This is a genomic window from Pseudomonas spartinae (genome assembly GCF_965197125.1).
Classification (GTDB): domain Bacteria; phylum Pseudomonadota; class Gammaproteobacteria; order Pseudomonadales; family Pseudomonadaceae; genus Aquipseudomonas; species Aquipseudomonas composti_A.
The window spans coordinates 180,616-197,328 of record NZ_CBDAMB010000003.1 but is presented as its reverse complement, the minus strand read 5'-3'; the positions used below and the strand labels follow the sequence as shown (position 1 = coordinate 197,328).

Below are 16,713 nucleotides of genomic sequence, written 5' to 3'. Positions count from 1 at the left end.
TGGTGGCCGCAACCTTTTTTCGCCGATGTATTGAGACCTGAACATGCTCGATTCCAAACTCGTCCGCACGCAACTCACCGAAATCGCCGAGCGCCTTGCCACCCGTGGCTTCGCTCTCGACGTCGCCCGCTTCGAGGCCCTGGAGAGTCAGCGCAAGTCGGTGCAGGTGCGCACCGAGCAACTGCAGGCCGAGCGCAACAGCCGCTCCAAGTCCATCGGCCAGGCCAAGGCGCGTGGCGAGGATATCGCACCGCTGCTGGCGGAAGTCGATCAGATGGGCAGCGATCTGGAGGCCGGCAAGCGTGAGCTGGACGCCATCCAGAACGAACTGGATAACCTGCTGCTGAACATTCCCAATCTGCCGCACGAATCCGTGCCGGTCGGCGCTGATGAGGACGGTAACGTCGAGGTGGCGCGCTGGGGCACGCCGCGTAGCTTCGATTTCGAGATCAAGGATCACGTCGCTCTCGGCGAGCAGCATGGCTGGCTGGATTTCGAAACCGCTGCCAAGCTCTCCGGCGCGCGTTTCGCCCTGCTGCGCGGGCCTATCGCTCGCCTGCATCGCGCCTTGGCGCAGTTCATGATCAACCTGCACACCGGCGAGCACGGTTACGAAGAAGCCTACACCCCCTACCTGGTACAGGCGCCGGCCCTGCAGGGCACCGGCCAGCTGCCGAAGTTCGAGGAAGACCTGTTCAAGATTGGCCGTGAAGACCAGGCCGACCTGTACCTGATCCCGACCGCCGAAGTGTCGCTGACCAATATCGTCGCGGGCGAAATTCTCGATGCCAAACAGCTGCCGCTGAAGTTCGTCGCCCACACGCCGTGCTTTCGCAGCGAGGCGGGCGCTTCCGGTCGCGATACGCGCGGCATGATCCGCCAGCACCAGTTCGACAAGGTCGAGATGGTGCAGATCGTCGAGCCATCCACGTCCTTCGAGGCCCTGGAAGGCATGACGGCCAACGCCGAGCGCGTCCTGCAACTGCTGGAACTGCCGTATCGCAAGCTGGCCCTGTGCACCGGTGACATGGGCTTCTCTGCGGTGAAGACCTACGACCTGGAAGTCTGGGTGCCGAGCCAGGACAAGTACCGCGAGATTTCTTCCTGCTCCAACTGCGGCGACTTCCAGGCGCGCCGCATGCAGGCACGCTACCGCAACCCGGAAACCAACAAGCCGGAGCTGCTGCACACGCTCAACGGCTCCGGTCTGGCGGTGGGTCGTACCCTGGTGGCGGTGCTGGAGAATTACCAGCAGGCTGACGGCAGCATTCGCGTGCCCGAAGTTCTGAAGCCCTATATGGGCGGCATCGAAGTGATCGGCTGATAGGCCATCACGACGCATAAAACGGGGCGCGGGCAACTGCCCCGTTTCAATGGGTGCGGGGTGCGACATGCGCACTCTGCGACCGACCTCTGATGAGGCTGATCTGATGCAATTCCTTCCGCTGTTCCACAAGCTGCAGGGTCGCCCGGTACTGGTGATCGGCGGTGGTGAGGTCGCGCTGCGCAAGGCGCGCCTGTTGAGCGATGCCGGTGCTCGTCTGCGCGTGGTCGCCCCGGAGATTCGCAGCGAGCTGCAGGCGCTGGCCGGCCCGGATGGCATCTTCCTGCGTGGCTATGCGAGCAGTGATTTGCAGGGCGTGGCGCTGGTCATCGCGGCGACCGACGACGTGCCGCTCAATGCGCAGATTTCCAGCGATGCCCAGGCGTTGGGCATCCCCGTCAACGTGGTGGACGCGCCGGCGCTGTGCAGCGTGATCTTCCCGGCCATCGTCGATCGCTCGCCGCTGATCGTCGCGGTCAGCAGCGGCGGCGACGCGCCGGTGCTGGCACGCCTGATCCGCGCCAAGATCGAAACCTGGATTCCGGCTACCTACGGCCAACTGGCCAACCTGGGCAAGCGTTTCCGGGAGCGGGTCAAGCAGCTGTTCCCCGACGTGCAGCAGCGCCGTGTGTTCTGGGAGGACGTCTTTCAGGGGCAGATCGCCGAGAGCGTATTTGCCGGCAAGCCGGAAGAGGCCGAGCGTCTGCTGGAGGCCCGTGTGGCCGGCGCTGCGCCGCGTGCGCTGGGTGAAGTGTATCTGGTCGGCGCCGGCCCGGGTGATCCTGATCTGCTGACTTTCCGGGCCCTGCGCCTGATGCAGCAAGCCGACGTGGTGCTCTATGACCGGTTGGTGGCGCCCTCCATCATCGAGCTGTGCCGTCGTGATGCCGAACGCATTTACGTCGGCAAGCGCCGCGCAGATCATGCGGTGCCGCAGGAGCAGATCAACCAGTTGCTGGTCGACCTGGCTCGCGAGGGCAAGCGTGTGCTGCGTCTGAAGGGGGGCGACCCATTCATCTTCGGTCGGGGTGGTGAGGAGATCGAGCAACTGGCCGCCGAGGATATTCCCTTCCAGGTCGTGCCAGGCATTACTGCCGCTTCCGGCTGTGCAGCCTACGCAGGTATTCCGCTGACCCATCGCGATCACGCGCAATCGGTGCGCTTTATCACCGGCCACCTCAAGGATGGCAGCAGCAACCTGCCGTGGCGGGATCTGGTCGCGCCCGGGCAAACCCTGGTGTTCTACATGGGGCTGGTGGGGTTGCCGGGGATCTGCGAGCAGTTGATTGCTCACGGCCGTTCGGGCGACACGCCAGCGGCACTGGTGCAGCAGGGCACGACGCAGAATCAGCGTGTCTTCACCGGCACCCTGGAGACGCTGCCACAGCTGGTGGCCGAGCACGAAGTGCATGCACCGACCCTGGTGATCGTCGGCGAAGTGGTTACCCTGCGCGACAAGCTGGCCTGGTTCGAAGGCGCTCAGAACAGCATCTGACGGCCAGCGGCTGAAGCCTCCTTGTCGAGGCTTCAGTCAGAATATCCGCCAATCTAGCTAGCGTTGGAACACGCCTTTACCCGGCAGGCGCTGGCGATCATGCGCGCGAGTGAAATCCTGCTGTGGCCCTTTGGGAATCACGCCAGTCGGGTTGATGGTGGCGTGGCTGGCGTAGTAGTGCGATTTGATATGGGTGAAGTCCACCGTCTCGGCGATGCCTGGCCACTGATACAGCTCGCGCAGCCAGTTGGACAGATTCGGGTAGTCCTCGATACGTTGCTGGTTGCATTTGAAATGCCCGTGATAGACGGCATCGAAGCGAATCAATGTGGTGAACAGGCGAATGTCTGCCTCGGTCAGGTATTCGCCAGCCAGGTAGCGGTTTTCGCCCAGCAGGGTTTCCAGCTCATCGAGCATGGCGAACAGTTCGTCGAAGGCCTCTTCGTAGGCTTGCTGGGTGGTGGCGAAGCCTGCACGGTAAACGCCGTTGTTCACCGCCGGATAGATGCGCTCGTTCAACTGGTCGATACGCTCGCGTAGCGGTTCGGGGTAGAAGTCCAGGCCGTTACCGCTGAGTTCGTCGAACGCGCTGTTGAACATGCGGATGATTTCCGCCGATTCGTTGCTGACGATGCCACCGGTCTGCTTGTCCCACAGCACGGGCACGGTGACGCGGCCGGTGTAGTGGCGGTCATCGGTGGTATAGCGCTGATGCATGTAGCTCAGGCTGTCTAGGTGGTCACCGCTGGAGCCGAAGTCGCGGTCGAAGGTCCAGCCCTGTTCACGCATCAGCCAGCTCACCACCGATACATCGATCAAAGGTTCGAGCCCCTTGAGCGTGCGCAGGATCAGCGTGCGATGAGCCCAGGGGCAGGCCAGAGAAACGTAGAGATGGTAGCGCCCGGCCTCGGCCTTGAAACCGCCATCGCCGCTTGGTCCGGCGCTGCCGTCGGCAGTCACCCAGTTACGACGTTGTGCGCTCTCGCGCTGGAAGCGGCCACTGTTGCCGGTGTCGTACCACTGGTCGTGCCAGCGTCCATCGATCAACAAGCCCATAACGCTTGCCTCCGTTTTGAATGAACCTGGAGTCTAGCGTTATGAACTCGATTGAAAGGTGGAAAATGCTGGCTCAAATAATCGGCTGACTAGATTGAAGGCGCGCGTCCCAACGCAGTTGGGCTTGCTGGAACGCCTCTTCGCGACCCAGGCCCAGCCCGCGCAGTGCGATGGCCATGGTGGCGATTACCGCCAGGCGCCCGTAGGCATCATCGTGCTCGCCGCGCCAGAAGGCGCCCAGCATGGCCGGCTCGAGTCGTTCGGGTTTGACATGGCGTTGCGCTGAAAGCGCTGGCCATTCTTCGTCCCAGTCTTCACCGCCAAGCGTGCCATGCAGGTGGCAGGTGCCGTCCGGATTGGCCTCGATCTCGCCGCCTTCGCCCTTGATCACGATGGCGTGATCGCCCAGCAGGCGGCTGGCTTCGCGATGCACGGCCTGATAACCGGGATGGAAGATGCTTTGCAGCCCGCAGCGCGCGCCGAGCGGGTTGATCACCCTCGCCAGGGAATGGATCGGCGAGCGTAGGCCCAGGGTATTACGCAGGTCGATCATGCGCTGCAGCGCCGGCATCCAGTCGCCCAGGTAGCTGTAGGCCAGGTGCTGTTCATCGAGCGATTGTTCCACCGCCTGCCAGTCGTGGCAGCAGGGAATGTCCAGTTGCTCCAGCAACTGTTCGGTGTACATGCGCCCTGCAGTATGGGCGCCACCGCCATGCATGAAGATGCGCACGCCGCTGGCGGCCAGTGCCTTGACGGCCAGCAGGTACCAGGGCAAGTGACGTTTCTTGCCGGCATAGCTGGGCCAGTCCAGGTCGACCTGAATGGAAGGGGCCTTGAGGCGTGGGCGGATGGCTTCGGTGAAGCCGGCAAGCTCCTCGGCACTCTCTTCCTTGTGCCGCAGCAGCATCAGAAAGGCTCCAAGCTGGGTGTCTTCGACCTTGCCATCGAGCAGCAGGCCCATGGCTTCACGGGCTTCCTCGCGCGTCAGGCCGCGGGCGCCGCGCTTGCCCTTGCCGAGAATGCGCACGAACTGCGCGAAGGGGTGTTCGGCGGGGGTGATCAGGTTCATAGGCAATTGGTCGGTTTCGGCAGGCCGGCGAGCTTGGCCGCGAGTTTGGCGGGTGTGCCCTTGAACAGGCGATTGAGATGCAGGCTGTTGCCTTTGTCCGTGCCGAGTTTCAGGGCTGCGTACTTGATCAGTGGGCGGTTGGCCGGTGACAGCTGGAATTCCGCGTAGAAGGCGCGCAGCAGGTCGAGGATTTCCCAGTGCTCATCGCTCAGCTGCAGTTGTTCTGCGGCGGCCAGGGCCTCGGCTACGGGGCGCGACCAGTCCTGCAGGTCGACCAGATAGCCGTCCTTGTCCAGGGCGATGTCACGTCCGGCGACGTTGAGGGCACTCATAACCAGCTGTTGACCTTGGCGTAGCGGGTGCACAGCTCGACGAACTCCGGGTAGCCGACGACCTCGGCGCGCTCGGGCGCCTGCAGGGCGCGCGCGGCAAGGTCTTCGTCAAGGGCATAGAGCGCGACACTGGCGGGCATCAGTTGCAGTGCCTGCAGATTGGTGGTGCCGGGCTGCAGTGCGTAGACCGCATCGCCAGTGAGCAGCAGCGCATCGCCTGCACCCAGCAGGCGCAGGCAGCTGGCCAGGCGGCTATCGGTGAACGGCGAGTGAGAGAGAACATGCAGGGTGGCCATCAGAGGGTGATCACCTGATCGTAGCGGTCGAGAAGGGCGGTCAGCGCGCTGTCGTCGAGCCGCTGTACCGCCAGATTCAGTTCACTGTTGCCAAGGCCGCGTTCGCTCAGGCTGCGCTGGCTGGCATACAGCGCCTCGACACCGAACATCGGCAGAGCCTGCAGGTTGGCTCCGAGATCTTTCTGTTGCAGCTGGCCGGGTTGTTGGCCGGTGCTGAGCTGGAACACGCCGTCATCGAGAAACAGCATGCCGATGGGTAGGTCGAAGGCGCCGCCGGCCAACGCGATATCCAGCGCCTCGCGCGCACCAGGGCCGCTCCAAGGCGCCTGGCGGCTGATGATCAACAGCGACTTGCTCATTCACTGACCTCCGAAGCAGATCAGGCGGTCGGCCTGTTGCGCGGCTTCATGCAGTTGACCCAGACCGGAGAGCTCCCAAGGCGCCTCCAGGTTGGCGGCCGGTCTGGCATAACGCTGCGCTTCTTCGGCATTGAGCACGCCACGACGCAGGGCTGCAGCGATACAGACCACAGCGTCGAGTTCGTTGGCTGTGACGAACTCGCGCCACTCACGCGGCAGATCCAGCTCGTCCTGCGGGCTGACCACGTTGCTGGCGGCACTGTGCACGCCGTCCTGATAGAAGAACAGGCGGACGATCTCGTGACCGCCGGCCAATGTTGCCTGCGCAAAGCGCAAGGCGCGACGCGAGGCGGGCAGGTGAGGGGCGGCGAACAGGGCAATGGCAAACTTCATGGGGCGTCCGACGAGGCAAAACTGGGCCAATGATAAGGCCAGGGTGCGCGGCAGACAAAGAATCACTGCAGAGCAGGTGAACACGCAGGCAAGAAAAAGCCCGCCGAAGCGGGCTTAAGGGGAACGAAGCGTTATCAGTCGTCGCCGCCCATGATGCCGAAGATCTGCAACAGGCTGATGAACAGGTTGTAGATCGATACGTACAGGCTGATGGTGGCCATGATGTAGTTGCGCTCGCCGCCATGGATGATGGCGCTGGTCTGGAACAGGATGCAGACCGAGGAGAACAGCACGAAGCCAGCGCTGATCGCCAGTTGCAGGCCGCTGATCTGGAAGAAGAAGCTGGCCACAACGGCGCCAAGCAGGACGAAGAAACCGGCGGTGATGAAGCCGCTGAGGAAGCTCATGTCCTTGCGGGTCGTCAGCACGTAGGCGGACAGGCCAAAGAACACCAGCGCGGTCATGGAGAAGGCCGAGCTGATTACTTCAGCGCCGTTGGCCATGCCCATGTAGCGGTTGAGGATCGGGCCGAGGGTGTAACCCATGAAACCGGTCAGGGCGAGGGTGGAGACCAGGCCCCAGGCGGAGTCGCGCAGTTTGTAGGTGAGGAAGAACAGGCCGTAGAAACCGATCAGCACCACGAAGAAGTTCGGGTAGGCCACATTGGCGCGCTGGCTGAGGAAGGCGACCAGTCCGCTGAAGGCCAGGGTGATGGCCAGCAGGCCATAGGTATTGCGCAGAACCTTGCTGACTTCCAGCTGGTCGGCCTGCGAATGATTTAGTACGTAGTCTTGCTCTTGCATGGCGACGCTCCTGTGGCACAAGGTTTCCGATATCCGAATGGTCCCGATCATAACAGAGCCAGGCGAGGTGCCAAGACAGAGAGTTTGACAGCGTGTTGCGTTCCGGTAAGATTGCCGCCCGCACCGCTGCGGAGGTTGTGTAAGGCAGTCTCCGCACTCAAGAATATGGAAGCGTGGCCGAGTGGTTTAAGGCAACGGTCTTGAAAACCGTCGATGGGCAACTATCCGTGAGTTCGAATCTCACCGCTTCCGCCAATTCTCTAATTGCCTTGACGCAATTTCTGACCTTAATCTGGCGCTTGCTTTTTGACTGCCGTGCGCCAAGCTAGGTCAGCCCCTGGCTTTTTGCTAAGGTGACCGGCAAGTTCAACCTCACCGTCACTGCGCGGTGGCTGATTAGGTGCAACGAGGTGGCGATTGATTAGGGTCCTGGTGGTCGACGATCACGATCTGGTTCGCACGGGCATCACCCGCATGCTGGCCGATATCGACGGTCTGCAAGTCGTAGGTGAAGCCTGCACTGGCGAAGAAGCGCTGCTCAAGGTCCGCGAACTCAAGCCCGATGTCGTCCTGATGGACGTCAAGATGCCCGGCATCGGCGGCCTCGAAGCCACCCGCAAGCTGATGCGCAGCCATCCCGACATCAAGGTCGTTGCCGTTACTGTGTGCGAGGAAGATCCGTTCCCGACGCGCCTTTTGCAGGCCGGGGCTGCCGGATACCTGACCAAGGGCGCGGCGCTGGATGAAATGGTGCAGGCCATTCGCCTCGTATTTGCCGGGCAGCGCTATATCGACCCGCAAATCGCTCAGCAACTGGCGCTCAAATCCTTCCAGCCGCAGAGCAATGGCTCGCCATTCGACCTGCTGTCCGAGCGCGAGATCCAGATCGCTCTGATGATCGCCAACTGCCACAAGGTGCAGAACATCTCGGACAAGCTGTGCCTGTCGCCGAAGACGGTCAATACCTACCGCTACCGCATCTTCGAGAAGCTTTCCATCACCAGCGACGTCGAGTTGGCTCTGCTCGCGGTTCGCCACGGCATGGTCGACGCCGTCAGCTGATAATGTCCGACCAATTCGATCCGAGTGCCTTCCTGGCGACCTGCAGTGGTCGCCCGGGCGTCTATCGCATGTTCGATAGCGAGGCCCGCCTGCTCTACGTGGGCAAGGCGAAGAACCTCAAGAAGCGTCTCTCCAGTTATTTTCGCAAGACCGGCCAGGCACCGAAGACCGCAGCCCTGGTCGCGCGCATCGCGCAGATCGAAACCACCATCACCGCCAACGAGACCGAGGCCCTGCTGCTCGAGCAGACCTTGATCAAGGAGTGGCGGCCGCCGTACAACATTCTGCTGCGCGACGATAAATCCTATCCCTACGTGTTTCTCTCCGACGGTGACTTTCCGCGCCTTGGCATTCACCGGGGAGCGAAGAAGGCCAAGGGGCGCTATTTCGGGCCTTATCCCAGTGCGCTGGCCATTCGCGAGAGCCTGAGCCTGCTGCAGAAGACCTTCCTGGTTCGCCAGTGCGAGGACAGCTACTACAAGAACCGCACGCGCCCCTGCCTGCAGTACCAGATCAAACGCTGCAAGGGTCCCTGTGTCGGTTTGGTCAGTCCGGAAGAATACGCCGAGGACGTGCGCCATTCGGTGATGTTCCTCGATGGCCGCAGCAATGCGCTGAGCGAAGAACTCTCGGTCAGTATGGAGAAGGCCTCGATGGCCCTGGAGTTCGAGCGCGCGGCTGAACTGCGTGACCAGATTTCCATGCTGCGCCGGGTACAGGACCAGCAAAGCATGGAAGGCGGCACTGGCGACGTCGATGTGGTCGCGGTGATGCTCACTCCAGGCGGCGCATGCGTGCACCTGATCAGCGTGCGTGGCGGCCGCGTGCTGGGCAGCAAGAATTTCTTCCCGCAGGTGGCGATCGAAGAGGAGAGTGGTGACGTGCTGATGGCTTTCCTCGCCCAGTACTACCTGGGCAACGCCGAACGCGACCTGCCCAGCGAACTGATCGTCAACGTGCAGCACGAGGACTTCGCCACGCTGATCGAGGCCATCGAGTCGCTGCGCAGTCGCAGCCTCAGCATCAGTTTGCGCGTACGCGGCACGCGTGCCCGCTGGCAGCAACTTGCCGTGACCAACGCCGAGCAGGCGCTAGCGGCACGCCTGGCCAACCGGCAGCACCTCGCCGAGCGTTTCGATGCGCTGGCCACCGTGCTGGAAATGGACGAACCGCCGCAGCGCATGGAGTGCTTCGATATCAGTCACTCCAGTGGCGAGGCAACGGTGGCTTCGTGCGTGGTATTCGGCCCTGAAGGTCCGCTCAAGTCCGACTATCGCCGCTTCAATATCGAGGGCGTTACCGCTGGCGACGATTACGCTGCAATGCACCAGGCGCTGACCCGGCGCTTCAGCAAGATCAAGGATGGTGAAGGCAAGCTGCCTGACGTGCTGCTGGTGGATGGCGGCAAGGGGCAGCTGGCCATGGCTCGTGAGGTGCTGCAGGAGCTGGCGGTGCCGGATCTGATTCTGCTTGGCGTAGCCAAGGGGACGACGCGCAAGCCTGGCCTGGAAGTGCTCTATCTGAATGACGCCGAGCACGAGTTCACCTTGCCAGGCAATTCGCCGGCATTGCACCTGATTCAGCAGATACGCGACGAATCGCACCGTTTCGCGATTACCGGGCACCGAGCACGTCGTGGCAAAACACGACGCACCTCGACGCTCGAGGAAGTGGCAGGGATCGGCCCGAAACGGCGACGCGAGCTTCTCAATCACTTTGGCGGTCTGCAGGAATTGTCCCGTGCCAGTGCTGAAGAAATCGCCAAAGCACCAGGAATCAGTAAAAAGCTCGCCGAGTTGATTTATGACACTCTGCACAGCGAGTAGAATGCCCGCTCACCTCGCAGCCTAGTTGTGCCGATGAACATCCCCAACTTGCTTACCGTGCTCCGGGTCGCACTGATCCCGGTCTTCATCCTGCTGTTCTATTTGCCGTTCTCCTGGAGTTACTGGGCTGCCAGCGGAGTCTTCGCCGTTGCCGCCGTGACCGACTGGCTCGACGGCTACCTGGCGCGTCGCTGGGAGCAGGGTACGCCTTTCGGTGCCTTCCTCGACCCGGTGGCCGACAAGCTGATGGTGGCGGTCGCGCTGGTACTGCTGGCGGCAGAGCACTCCAATCTCTGGCTGACGCTGGCTGCGGCGATCATCATCGGTCGCGAGATCGTCGTATCCGCTCTGCGTGAGTGGATGGCCGAGATCGGCGCTCGGGCGCATGTTGCCGTGTCCAACCTTGGCAAGTGGAAAACCGCAGCGCAGATGCTGGCGCTGGTCATCCTGCTGGGCAATCCGCCGGTGTTCACCTTCTGGGTCGTATTCGGATACGTACTGCTGGTAGTTGCCGCGGTGCTGACATTGTGGTCCATGCTGCAGTACCTGCTGGCCGCCTGGCCGCACCTGAGCACCACCTCGGAAAAGAAATAAGTATTTTTGAATCAAAGGGTTGACGGCGCGATTCGATTCTATAGAATGGCGCCCGTCGACAAGACAAGCGGGAATAGCTCAGTTGGTAGAGCACGACCTTGCCAAGGTCGGGGTCGCGAGTTCGAGTCTCGTTTCCCGCTCCAGATTTACACGAGTCGCCAAGGCGGCTCGTTTGCTTCATGGCTGAGTTGCAGAGTGGTTATGCACCGGATTGCAAATCCGTGAACGCCGGTTCGATTCCGACCTCAGCCTCCAATCTAAAAGGCCTCGTAGATCCATGATTTACGAGGCCTTTTTCATTCTCCCTGGCGGCCTTTGCATGCCTTGCGAGGACGTGGAGGGCTGTATATAGTCCGGCCTTCGCACAGCGCTACCGCCCGAATGGCGAAATCGGTAGACGCAGGAGACTTAAAATCTCTCGCTCGCAAGGGCGTGCCGGTTCGAGTCCGGCTTCGGGCACCATTGACATGATTTCAGATGTTCCCATATGACTCTGAAACCCAATTAAACCGGCCTCTGTAGCCGGTTTTTTTGTGCCCGTATGTTCCCGCATGCGTCTGTACATATACCTATTTTAGGTATACGTTTGGGTATACGTCGGTTCGATTGAGGATCGTATACCCATGGCACGCACCGTAACTCCGCTCTCTGACGCCAAGTGCGAGGCCGCCAAGCCGCGCGAGAAGGATTACACCTTGTTCGATGGCCAGGGCCTGTTCCTGCTAGTCAAGGCCAACGGCAGCAAGGTCTGGCGCTTCAAGTTCACCAGGCCCAGCGGGAAGGGCGGGCTGGCCACTTTCGGCAGCTATCCAGCCCTGAGCCTGAAGGCTGCCCGGGTGCGTCGTGCTGAGGCGCTGGAGCTGTTGGCCAATGGCGTAGACCCCATCGAGAACGCCAGGCAGGTGAGGGCTGCTGCAGTCGCTGCAACCACCAACACCTTCAAGGCGGTGGGCCTGGAGTGGCACGCAGCAGGTGCCCGCAAGTGGTCGAAGGATCACGCCGCCAAGGTGCTGACCCGCCTGGAGCAACACCTGTTCCCGGTGCTGGGTGATCGCTCGGTCGCCGATCTGAAGGTTCGCGACCTGATCCAGCCCCTGAAGACCGCTGAGAAGAATGACCACCTCGAGCTAGCCGGCCGGCTGCGTCAGTACATCGACGGCATCATGCGCTACGCGGTCCAGCATGGGCATATCGATAGCAACCCAGCCCGTGACCTGCAGGGTGTCACTGCCACGCGCAAGGCTGCTCACAGGCCCGCATTGCCCCTGGAACGCTTGCCCGAGCTGCTGCAGCGTATCGACGACTACAAGGGGCGCCCGCTGACCCGGCTCGCCGTAGGGCTAACGCTGCTGGTCTTCATCCGCTCCAGTGAGCTGCGCTTTGCTCGTCGCCAAGAGGTTGACTCACGCAACAGCCTGTGGACGATCCCGGCCGAGCGTGAGGCTATCGACGGCGTGAAGCACTCTAGCCGCGGCGCCAAGATGCGTACCCCGCACCTCGTACCCCTGAGCCGCCAGGCCCTGGATCTGCTTGCCCAGGTTGACCAACTGTCCGGCCGCTATGAGCTGTTGTTCCCAGGTGATCACTACCACCACAAGCCCATGAGCGAGAACACCGTAAACGCCGCACTGCGCCGCATGTGCTACGACACCAAGACCGAGGTCTGTGGCCATGGATTCCGCGCTATGGCGTGCTCGGCGTTGGTTGAGTCGGGTTTGTGGAGTAGAGAGGCTGTCGAGCGGCAGATGAGCCACCAAGAGCGCAACAGCGTGCGTGCCGCCTACATTCACAAGGCGGAACACCTGGAAGAGCGCCGGCTAATGGTGCAGTGGTGGGCCGATTACCTCGATGCCAACAGGGAGCAGCACGTTACGCCGTATGACTTCGCTCATCCTGAGGAGAAGGGCGTGAATGTGGTAGGGATGAAGCGAGCATGAAGATGGAAAAGGATCCGGAAGATAACCAGACAAAATTGGGATTTGATCCTCTGGAGTGGCTGACCAGCAGTGAAACTCCATCCTGCAATCCTGGCGAGTTGCTTAGGTCATGCGGTTTGCAGGCGGGAAAGGTCATCGAGGCCAGTCAAGGGGACAGCGAGATCCAGAATCAAGCGCTAGACCTCCTGAATATGGTTGCAGGGACACTTCAGATCGGTTGGAAGAATTCTGACGGCACCTTTGATGAAGAGGCTATTAGACAGTCCCTTGTAGCAATGTATTTGGTGGGATTGGATTCAGCGCGGTTGGCCATAACCACGAGGCATGATGCAGCCTCTATCGACCAGGCGATCAATGAGCTCAAGCAGCAAGTGCGCAGTTCTTCCGCCAAGAAAGCCGCCGATGCTCGACATAGTAAGCCAGGCGGAAGCAGGGATCTGAAGGCGCAGATCCAAGAAATTTGGGCAACTGGAAAGTACCAGTCGAGAGACATTTGCGCCGAGCAAGAGTGGGCTGGCCTAGGATTTGGTTCTCCCAAAGCAGCTAGAAATGCCCTGATCAATACGCCTCCTCCTACTTGCGCGCAGCAGGTACCCACTGCGCGCAGCGGGAATTCAAGGCAGGGAAATTGAGGCATACCGTAAGTATCGTCGAACATCTGAGGACACGGCGATGCACACAACTACTCCCATGCAAGACCCCCAGCGTCAGACAGCCGGCCTGGCGCAACTGCTGACCTTCGGCGAGGTATGCAGCCTGCTGCGCAAGTCGCGCTCCGGGCTGTACAAGCTGATGGCATCCGACCCCAACTTCCCCAAACCGGTCAAAGACGGCAGCGCTCGCTCTGCCCGTACCTTCTTCGTCGCGACAGAGATTGCCGCGTACCAAGACGCAAAGCTGGCAGAGAGGGACGCGGCATGATCGCGCTTGCGCTTCCCGCGACTCAGGGCTATCGTTTGTCCGTCACGGTAAATCCCGTGGCCGGGTTTGGCGACCCGAACTACAAGTTGGCGCACATGCGCCCCAAGACCATTGCTGGCGCATTTTTTGTGTCTGCAATGCCGCTCTATGGTGGCCGTGCGTGGGAGACCCTCGGGTCTGCCGGGTGCCAACTTGCCCGGTTCGCCAACCTGCGCACGGCTGCCACCCATAATCGTTTGGCGACGGTTCGTGGCAGCTCCACAAGTCAAGTTGGAGCCCCACCCATGAAACACACCCTCAATCCGTCTGCGTCTCATGCCGCTGCCTGGAAGGCTCGTGCCTTCGCTGCTTTGCGCGGCAATTCCTCCCTGTCTGTCCGCCTGGCTCGCTACAACGAAGCCATGCAGCGCGCTCGTGCCCTCGAAGCTCAGGAGGTGCGCCATGCGCAATAAGCAATCACCCCGTCACGTTCGTCCTACCTACAGCCCATTTCACAGTTTTCACTTGATCGATCTGACTGGTGGAAAACCGATGATCTCCAGTCGAGACGACCTCAGTTTCACAGGGCGCGATGACTGTGGTCGCATGAGCAACTGGCCGGCCGGCAACCCAGGCTCTGCTGGTGATTGGGCAAAAGGCGTCGCGTTCATGGATGTTGAAATTGCCCAACTCGCTTCCTGTGATGAAGCGGAGGCGTTCGAAGCGATCAAGGCAGCAATCATAGACATGGGCGGCCATGTCACTTGCCTGGAGCTTGGTTTCGCTGATGCGGTCGCCCGCGCTGCTATGTTGGGGCTGCGTGCCATGCGTAACGGCGCGACTCGCTTCGAACCCGTCGAGTCGGAGGGCTGAGCCATGAAGAACTTCGCCAAGCATCACGGCTTCACGCTGTTCCACTACGTTCAGGAAGACGGCAGCCCTCGGTATCCCTATGGAGTATGCGGCCCTTTCGCCACTGCCGAAGAGGCGCAGCGAGCTATGACTCGGGTGATCGCTGCTTTCCCAACCTCCCATTTTCACACCGAGAAAGGTGGCTGGATGGGCGACTGTGGCAAAGCGCTTTCTCTGGATAACGCCAAAGCGCGTCACCGCCTCGCACAACTGAGGGCCTAAACCATGACTACGAAAAACGGCGCCAATGTGCCGGTGGCCAAACTCGGCCCTAAGAAAGTGCTTACTCCAAACCAGATCTTCAGCCGAAGCCTGAAGCAGATCGGCGCCGCGAAGACGCTCGATGACCTGGTTCTTGCCGCCTACGTCGGCGCCGGCTGCGCGGATGCACTGCTGCTGAGTGGCCTGATCGATATCGAGGAATACCACGAGCAGAACAAGGAAATCGTTCACGTCACGACGACCCTGCGCGAGCAACTGGAGGCTGAAGATGGCCAATCCAATTGATCAGCTACTGCCTCGACTCGACAAGGTGCGGCCTGCCGGTGCCAACAAGTGGAAGGCTTGCTGCCCGGCCCATGTGGACAAAGACCCGAGTCTGAGTATCCGCGAGGCTGAGGACGGCAAGGTGCTGCTGCACTGCTGGGCTGGCTGCAGCTCTGCGGATATCACCGCCGCCATTGGCCTTGAGCTGCGTGATCTGTTCCCTGGTGAAAAAGCCACTCGCCGAGGGCCAAGCAAGGCAGCGGTTGAGCATGAGCGCACCGTTTACCAGATCGGCCTGTCGATGCAGCAGAGCGGCAGCCGGCTTAGCGCAGACGATCAAGCTCGCTTCGAGCTGGCCAAGCAGCGCCTGGGGGTGACTGCATGAGCGGCGGTGATCGGTTTGCCAAAGAGTGGGAGGGCGTTGTAACCCTCCCGGTACCGGAACCCATGAAGCGCCTCTGGCGAGCTGAGCTGACACCAGCATCGACCATCAAGCCGGTTGCCATTCGCTGGCTCTGGCCTGGTTGGGTCGCACGAGGAAAGCTGACCGTTCTGGCCGGTGCTGGTGGTAGCGGCAAGACTACATTGGCGATTGGCTTGATCGGCACGGTGACGAACTGCGGCCGTTGGCCTGATGGTGAGGTTTGCTCAGAGCCAGGAAATGCCTTGATCTGGTCGTCCGAGGATGATCCGGCTGACACCCTGGTGCCGCGACTTATGGCAGCGGGTGCCGACCTGGCCCGCGTCCACATCATCGAAGGGCGTGTGAACTCTGCCGGTGAGCGTGAGCCCTTCGACCCGGCCGCAGACTTCGACCTGTTGCGTGATGCCGTGGAGCAGATCGGCGGCGCTTCTCTGCTGCTGCTCGACCCGGTTGTGAACGTGGTCAAGGGCGACATGCACCGCGCCAATGAGGTTCGCCGCTCCCTGCAATCGGTGGTCGACTTCGCCGAAGCGCATCAGTGCGCCGTGCTGGGCATCAGTCACTTCAGCAAGGGCAGCGGCGCTTCGTCACCGGCTGATCGCGTGATTGGTAGCCAGGCGTTTGGCGCCCTGGCTCGCGCAGTGCTGGTCGCTGCCAAGCAGGAGGATTCTGACGTTCGCGTCCTGGCCCGGGCGAAATCCAACATCGCCGACGACCAGGGCGGCGTGGGGTATGTGATCGAGCCTTGCACCGTCGGCGACGGCATCGAGACGACCCGCGTGCTTTGGGGCGACAGGATCGAAGGTAGTGCGCGGGAGATCCTGGCCGAAGTCGAGAGTGCCGGCGATGAGCAGCGTAGTGAGCATGAAGATGCCGAGCATTTCTTACTCGACCTTCTCGCCGGTGGGCCTGTGCCGGTGAAACAGGTTAAAGCCGATGCAAATGGTGCTGGGTATGCCTGGCGCACCATCGAACGAGCCAAGAAGTCCCTGGGGGTTGATGCCGTCAAGATCGGCATGAAAGAGGGCTGGGTATGGCAACTCGGGGTCGAAGACCGCCAAGAATCATCGAAGACCGCCACAGTTTTGAATGGCGGTCTTCGGGGTGAAGTGGCGGTCTTCGACGAATCCGACTCGGAGGTAGTGTGATGGCTGCCATCGATTACCTCACCGAACACGGATTTTCTGCCCGCGTATCCGGGAAGCGCCTGGTCGTTTCCCCGGCCAGCAAGCTGACCGAAGACGACCGCCAATACATCAAGTTGCACCGCCTGGAGCTGCTCGCAGAGCTGGCCGCCAATGACGGCCAGATGCGCTCGAGTAATTGGCGCGTGCTCCTGGAGGGGAAGGTCATCTGCGTGATGATCGGTGAACCCATGAGCCGCCAAGAAGCCTTGGAGGCCGCCCAATGGCGCTGGCCTGATTCCGACGTACGGTAGTGACAAA

General features: G+C 61.4%; 22 protein-coding genes and 4 tRNA genes. 19 read left to right on the top strand and 7 right to left on the bottom strand.

The window, feature by feature from the left end; translation table 11 throughout:
• Positions 1–43: 43 nt before the first annotated feature.
• Positions 44–1,324 carry a serine--tRNA ligase gene (gene serS, locus ACN8M7_RS08325; protein ID WP_061239311.1) on the top strand — a complete coding sequence of 427 codons (1,281 nt, stop codon included), beginning with the start codon at positions 44–46 and terminating at the stop codon, positions 1,322–1,324.
• Positions 1,325–1,430: 106 nt separating this feature from the next.
• On the top strand, positions 1,431–2,819 hold the full coding sequence (gene cysG / locus ACN8M7_RS08320) for a siroheme synthase CysG (protein WP_490260450.1): 1,389 nt from the start codon (positions 1,431–1,433) through the stop codon (positions 2,817–2,819).
• Between the two features lie 57 nt (positions 2,820–2,876).
• Here cysG and ACN8M7_RS08315 read toward each other — a convergent pair whose 3' ends face one another.
• The 7 genes from ACN8M7_RS08315 to ACN8M7_RS08285 form a co-directional block, all read right to left on the bottom strand.
• Positions 2,877–3,875, bottom strand: a complete 999-nt coding sequence (locus tag ACN8M7_RS08315; protein ID WP_490260449.1) for a glutathione S-transferase family protein — start codon at positions 3,873–3,875, stop codon at positions 2,877–2,879.
• Positions 3,876–3,948: 73 nt separating this feature from the next.
• Positions 3,949–4,944: a glycosyl transferase family protein gene (locus ACN8M7_RS08310; RefSeq protein ID WP_490260448.1), complete on the bottom strand. Its 996-nt coding sequence runs from the start codon at positions 4,942–4,944 to the stop codon at positions 3,949–3,951.
• A complete protein-coding gene (locus ACN8M7_RS08305) occupies positions 4,941–5,276 on the bottom strand; it encodes a TusE/DsrC/DsvC family sulfur relay protein (protein ID WP_490260447.1) in 336 nt (111 codons plus the stop codon). The genes ACN8M7_RS08310 and ACN8M7_RS08305 overlap by 4 nt, the downstream gene beginning before the upstream one ends.
• Positions 5,273–5,572: a sulfurtransferase complex subunit TusB gene (tusB, locus tag ACN8M7_RS08300; protein WP_490260446.1), complete on the bottom strand. Its 300-nt coding sequence runs from the start codon at positions 5,570–5,572 to the stop codon at positions 5,273–5,275. Before tusB ends, ACN8M7_RS08305 begins: the two co-directional genes overlap by 4 nt.
• On the bottom strand, positions 5,572–5,931 hold the full coding sequence (tusC, locus tag ACN8M7_RS08295) for a sulfurtransferase complex subunit TusC (protein ID WP_490260445.1): 360 nt from the start codon (positions 5,929–5,931) through the stop codon (positions 5,572–5,574). The genes tusB and tusC overlap by 1 nt, the downstream gene beginning before the upstream one ends.
• Positions 5,932–6,324, bottom strand: coding sequence for a sulfurtransferase complex subunit TusD (tusD, locus tag ACN8M7_RS08290; RefSeq protein ID WP_490260444.1), 393 nt, complete (start codon positions 6,322–6,324; stop codon positions 5,932–5,934).
• A 134-nt stretch (positions 6,325–6,458) separates the two neighbouring features.
• A complete protein-coding gene (locus ACN8M7_RS08285; RefSeq protein ID WP_490260443.1) occupies positions 6,459–7,127 on the bottom strand; it encodes a Bax inhibitor-1/YccA family protein in 669 nt (222 codons plus the stop codon).
• 167 nt (positions 7,128–7,294) lie between these two features.
• Between ACN8M7_RS08285 and ACN8M7_RS08280 the strand changes: the two genes are divergently transcribed.
• The 17 genes from ACN8M7_RS08280 to ACN8M7_RS08200 all read left to right on the top strand — a co-directional run bounded on the left by ACN8M7_RS08280 (position 7,295) and on the right by ACN8M7_RS08200 (position 16,706).
• Positions 7,295–7,382, top strand: a tRNA-Ser gene (locus ACN8M7_RS08280).
• A 162-nt stretch (positions 7,383–7,544) separates the two neighbouring features.
• Positions 7,545–8,189, top strand: coding sequence for a response regulator transcription factor GacA (gacA, locus tag ACN8M7_RS08275; protein ID WP_061239320.1), 645 nt, complete (start codon positions 7,545–7,547; stop codon positions 8,187–8,189).
• A 2-nt stretch (positions 8,190–8,191) separates the two neighbouring features.
• On the top strand, positions 8,192–10,015 hold the full coding sequence (gene uvrC / locus ACN8M7_RS08270) for an excinuclease ABC subunit UvrC (protein ID WP_490260442.1): 1,824 nt from the start codon (positions 8,192–8,194) through the stop codon (positions 10,013–10,015).
• Between the two features lie 33 nt (positions 10,016–10,048).
• Positions 10,049–10,609, top strand: coding sequence for a CDP-diacylglycerol--glycerol-3-phosphate 3-phosphatidyltransferase (pgsA, locus tag ACN8M7_RS08265; RefSeq protein ID WP_490260441.1), 561 nt, complete (start codon positions 10,049–10,051; stop codon positions 10,607–10,609).
• 67 nt (positions 10,610–10,676) lie between these two features.
• Positions 10,677–10,752 (top strand) — tRNA-Gly (locus ACN8M7_RS08260).
• Between the two features lie 38 nt (positions 10,753–10,790).
• Positions 10,791–10,864, top strand: a tRNA-Cys gene (locus tag ACN8M7_RS08255).
• 120 nt (positions 10,865–10,984) lie between these two features.
• Positions 10,985–11,071, top strand: a tRNA-Leu gene (locus tag ACN8M7_RS08250).
• Positions 11,072–11,232: 161 nt separating this feature from the next.
• On the top strand, positions 11,233–12,546 hold the full coding sequence (locus tag ACN8M7_RS08245; RefSeq protein WP_490260440.1) for a tyrosine-type recombinase/integrase: 1,314 nt from the start codon (positions 11,233–11,235) through the stop codon (positions 12,544–12,546).
• Positions 12,543–13,178 (top strand): hypothetical protein, encoded by a 636-nt coding sequence (locus tag ACN8M7_RS08240; RefSeq protein WP_490260439.1) that lies wholly within the window; start codon positions 12,543–12,545, stop codon positions 13,176–13,178. The genes ACN8M7_RS08245 and ACN8M7_RS08240 overlap by 4 nt, the downstream gene beginning before the upstream one ends.
• A gap of 40 nt (positions 13,179–13,218) precedes the next feature.
• The gene (locus tag ACN8M7_RS08235) at positions 13,219–13,467 is read left to right on the top strand and encodes a helix-turn-helix transcriptional regulator (RefSeq protein WP_490260438.1); all 249 of its coding nucleotides are present in this window, start codon (positions 13,219–13,221) and stop codon (positions 13,465–13,467) included.
• Between the two features lie 284 nt (positions 13,468–13,751).
• The gene (locus ACN8M7_RS08230; RefSeq protein ID WP_490260437.1) at positions 13,752–13,919 is read left to right on the top strand and encodes a hypothetical protein; all 168 of its coding nucleotides are present in this window, start codon (positions 13,752–13,754) and stop codon (positions 13,917–13,919) included.
• Positions 13,909–14,319 carry a hypothetical protein gene (locus tag ACN8M7_RS08225; protein ID WP_490260436.1) on the top strand — a complete coding sequence of 137 codons (411 nt, stop codon included), beginning with the start codon at positions 13,909–13,911 and terminating at the stop codon, positions 14,317–14,319. The genes ACN8M7_RS08230 and ACN8M7_RS08225 overlap by 11 nt, the downstream gene beginning before the upstream one ends.
• Before the next feature lie 3 nt (positions 14,320–14,322).
• Positions 14,323–14,580 (top strand): hypothetical protein, encoded by a 258-nt coding sequence (locus tag ACN8M7_RS08220; RefSeq protein WP_490260435.1) that lies wholly within the window; start codon positions 14,323–14,325, stop codon positions 14,578–14,580.
• A gap of 3 nt (positions 14,581–14,583) precedes the next feature.
• Entirely contained in the window at positions 14,584–14,865 is a 282-nt protein-coding gene (locus ACN8M7_RS08215; protein ID WP_490260434.1) for a hypothetical protein, read from the top strand.
• Complete coding sequence (locus tag ACN8M7_RS08210; RefSeq protein ID WP_490260433.1) at positions 14,849–15,229, top strand: virulence-associated protein E; 381 nt, start codon at positions 14,849–14,851, stop codon at positions 15,227–15,229. The genes ACN8M7_RS08215 and ACN8M7_RS08210 overlap by 17 nt, the downstream gene beginning before the upstream one ends.
• A 62-nt stretch (positions 15,230–15,291) precedes the next feature.
• Positions 15,292–16,416: an AAA family ATPase gene (locus tag ACN8M7_RS08205; protein ID WP_490260432.1), complete on the top strand. Its 1,125-nt coding sequence runs from the start codon at positions 15,292–15,294 to the stop codon at positions 16,414–16,416.
• Positions 16,416–16,706 (top strand): hypothetical protein, encoded by a 291-nt coding sequence (locus ACN8M7_RS08200; RefSeq protein ID WP_490260431.1) that lies wholly within the window; start codon positions 16,416–16,418, stop codon positions 16,704–16,706. The genes ACN8M7_RS08205 and ACN8M7_RS08200 overlap by 1 nt, the downstream gene beginning before the upstream one ends.
• Positions 16,707–16,713: the final 7 nt, after the last annotated feature.

Coding starts and splice junctions, on each gene's coding strand:
- serS (WP_061239311.1), top strand. CDS start 44: ATGCTCGATTCCAAACTCGTCCGCACGCAACTCACCGAAATCGCCGAG.
- cysG (WP_490260450.1), top strand. CDS start 1,431: ATGCAATTCCTTCCGCTGTTCCACAAGCTGCAGGGTCGCCCGGTACTG.
- ACN8M7_RS08315 (WP_490260449.1), bottom strand. CDS start 3,875: ATGGGCTTGTTGATCGATGGACGCTGGCACGACCAGTGGTACGACACC.
- ACN8M7_RS08310 (WP_490260448.1), bottom strand. CDS start 4,944: ATGAACCTGATCACCCCCGCCGAACACCCCTTCGCGCAGTTCGTGCGC.
- ACN8M7_RS08305 (WP_490260447.1), bottom strand. CDS start 5,276: ATGAGTGCCCTCAACGTCGCCGGACGTGACATCGCCCTGGACAAGGAC.
- tusB (WP_490260446.1), bottom strand. CDS start 5,572: ATGGCCACCCTGCATGTTCTCTCTCACTCGCCGTTCACCGATAGCCGC.
- tusC (WP_490260445.1), bottom strand. CDS start 5,931: ATGAGCAAGTCGCTGTTGATCATCAGCCGCCAGGCGCCTTGGAGCGGC.
- tusD (WP_490260444.1), bottom strand. CDS start 6,324: ATGAAGTTTGCCATTGCCCTGTTCGCCGCCCCTCACCTGCCCGCCTCG.
- ACN8M7_RS08285 (WP_490260443.1), bottom strand. CDS start 7,127: ATGCAAGAGCAAGACTACGTACTAAATCATTCGCAGGCCGACCAGCTG.
- uvrC (WP_490260442.1), top strand. CDS start 8,192: ATGTCCGACCAATTCGATCCGAGTGCCTTCCTGGCGACCTGCAGTGGT.
- pgsA (WP_490260441.1), top strand. CDS start 10,049: ATGAACATCCCCAACTTGCTTACCGTGCTCCGGGTCGCACTGATCCCG.
- ACN8M7_RS08245 (WP_490260440.1), top strand. CDS start 11,233: ATGGCACGCACCGTAACTCCGCTCTCTGACGCCAAGTGCGAGGCCGCC.
- ACN8M7_RS08240 (WP_490260439.1), top strand. CDS start 12,543: ATGAAGATGGAAAAGGATCCGGAAGATAACCAGACAAAATTGGGATTT.
- ACN8M7_RS08235 (WP_490260438.1), top strand. CDS start 13,219: ATGCACACAACTACTCCCATGCAAGACCCCCAGCGTCAGACAGCCGGC.
- ACN8M7_RS08230 (WP_490260437.1), top strand. CDS start 13,752: ATGAAACACACCCTCAATCCGTCTGCGTCTCATGCCGCTGCCTGGAAG.
- ACN8M7_RS08225 (WP_490260436.1), top strand. CDS start 13,909: ATGCGCAATAAGCAATCACCCCGTCACGTTCGTCCTACCTACAGCCCA.
- ACN8M7_RS08220 (WP_490260435.1), top strand. CDS start 14,323: ATGAAGAACTTCGCCAAGCATCACGGCTTCACGCTGTTCCACTACGTT.
- ACN8M7_RS08215 (WP_490260434.1), top strand. CDS start 14,584: ATGACTACGAAAAACGGCGCCAATGTGCCGGTGGCCAAACTCGGCCCT.
- ACN8M7_RS08210 (WP_490260433.1), top strand. CDS start 14,849: ATGGCCAATCCAATTGATCAGCTACTGCCTCGACTCGACAAGGTGCGG.
- ACN8M7_RS08205 (WP_490260432.1), top strand. CDS start 15,292: ATGAAGCGCCTCTGGCGAGCTGAGCTGACACCAGCATCGACCATCAAG.
- ACN8M7_RS08200 (WP_490260431.1), top strand. CDS start 16,416: ATGGCTGCCATCGATTACCTCACCGAACACGGATTTTCTGCCCGCGTA.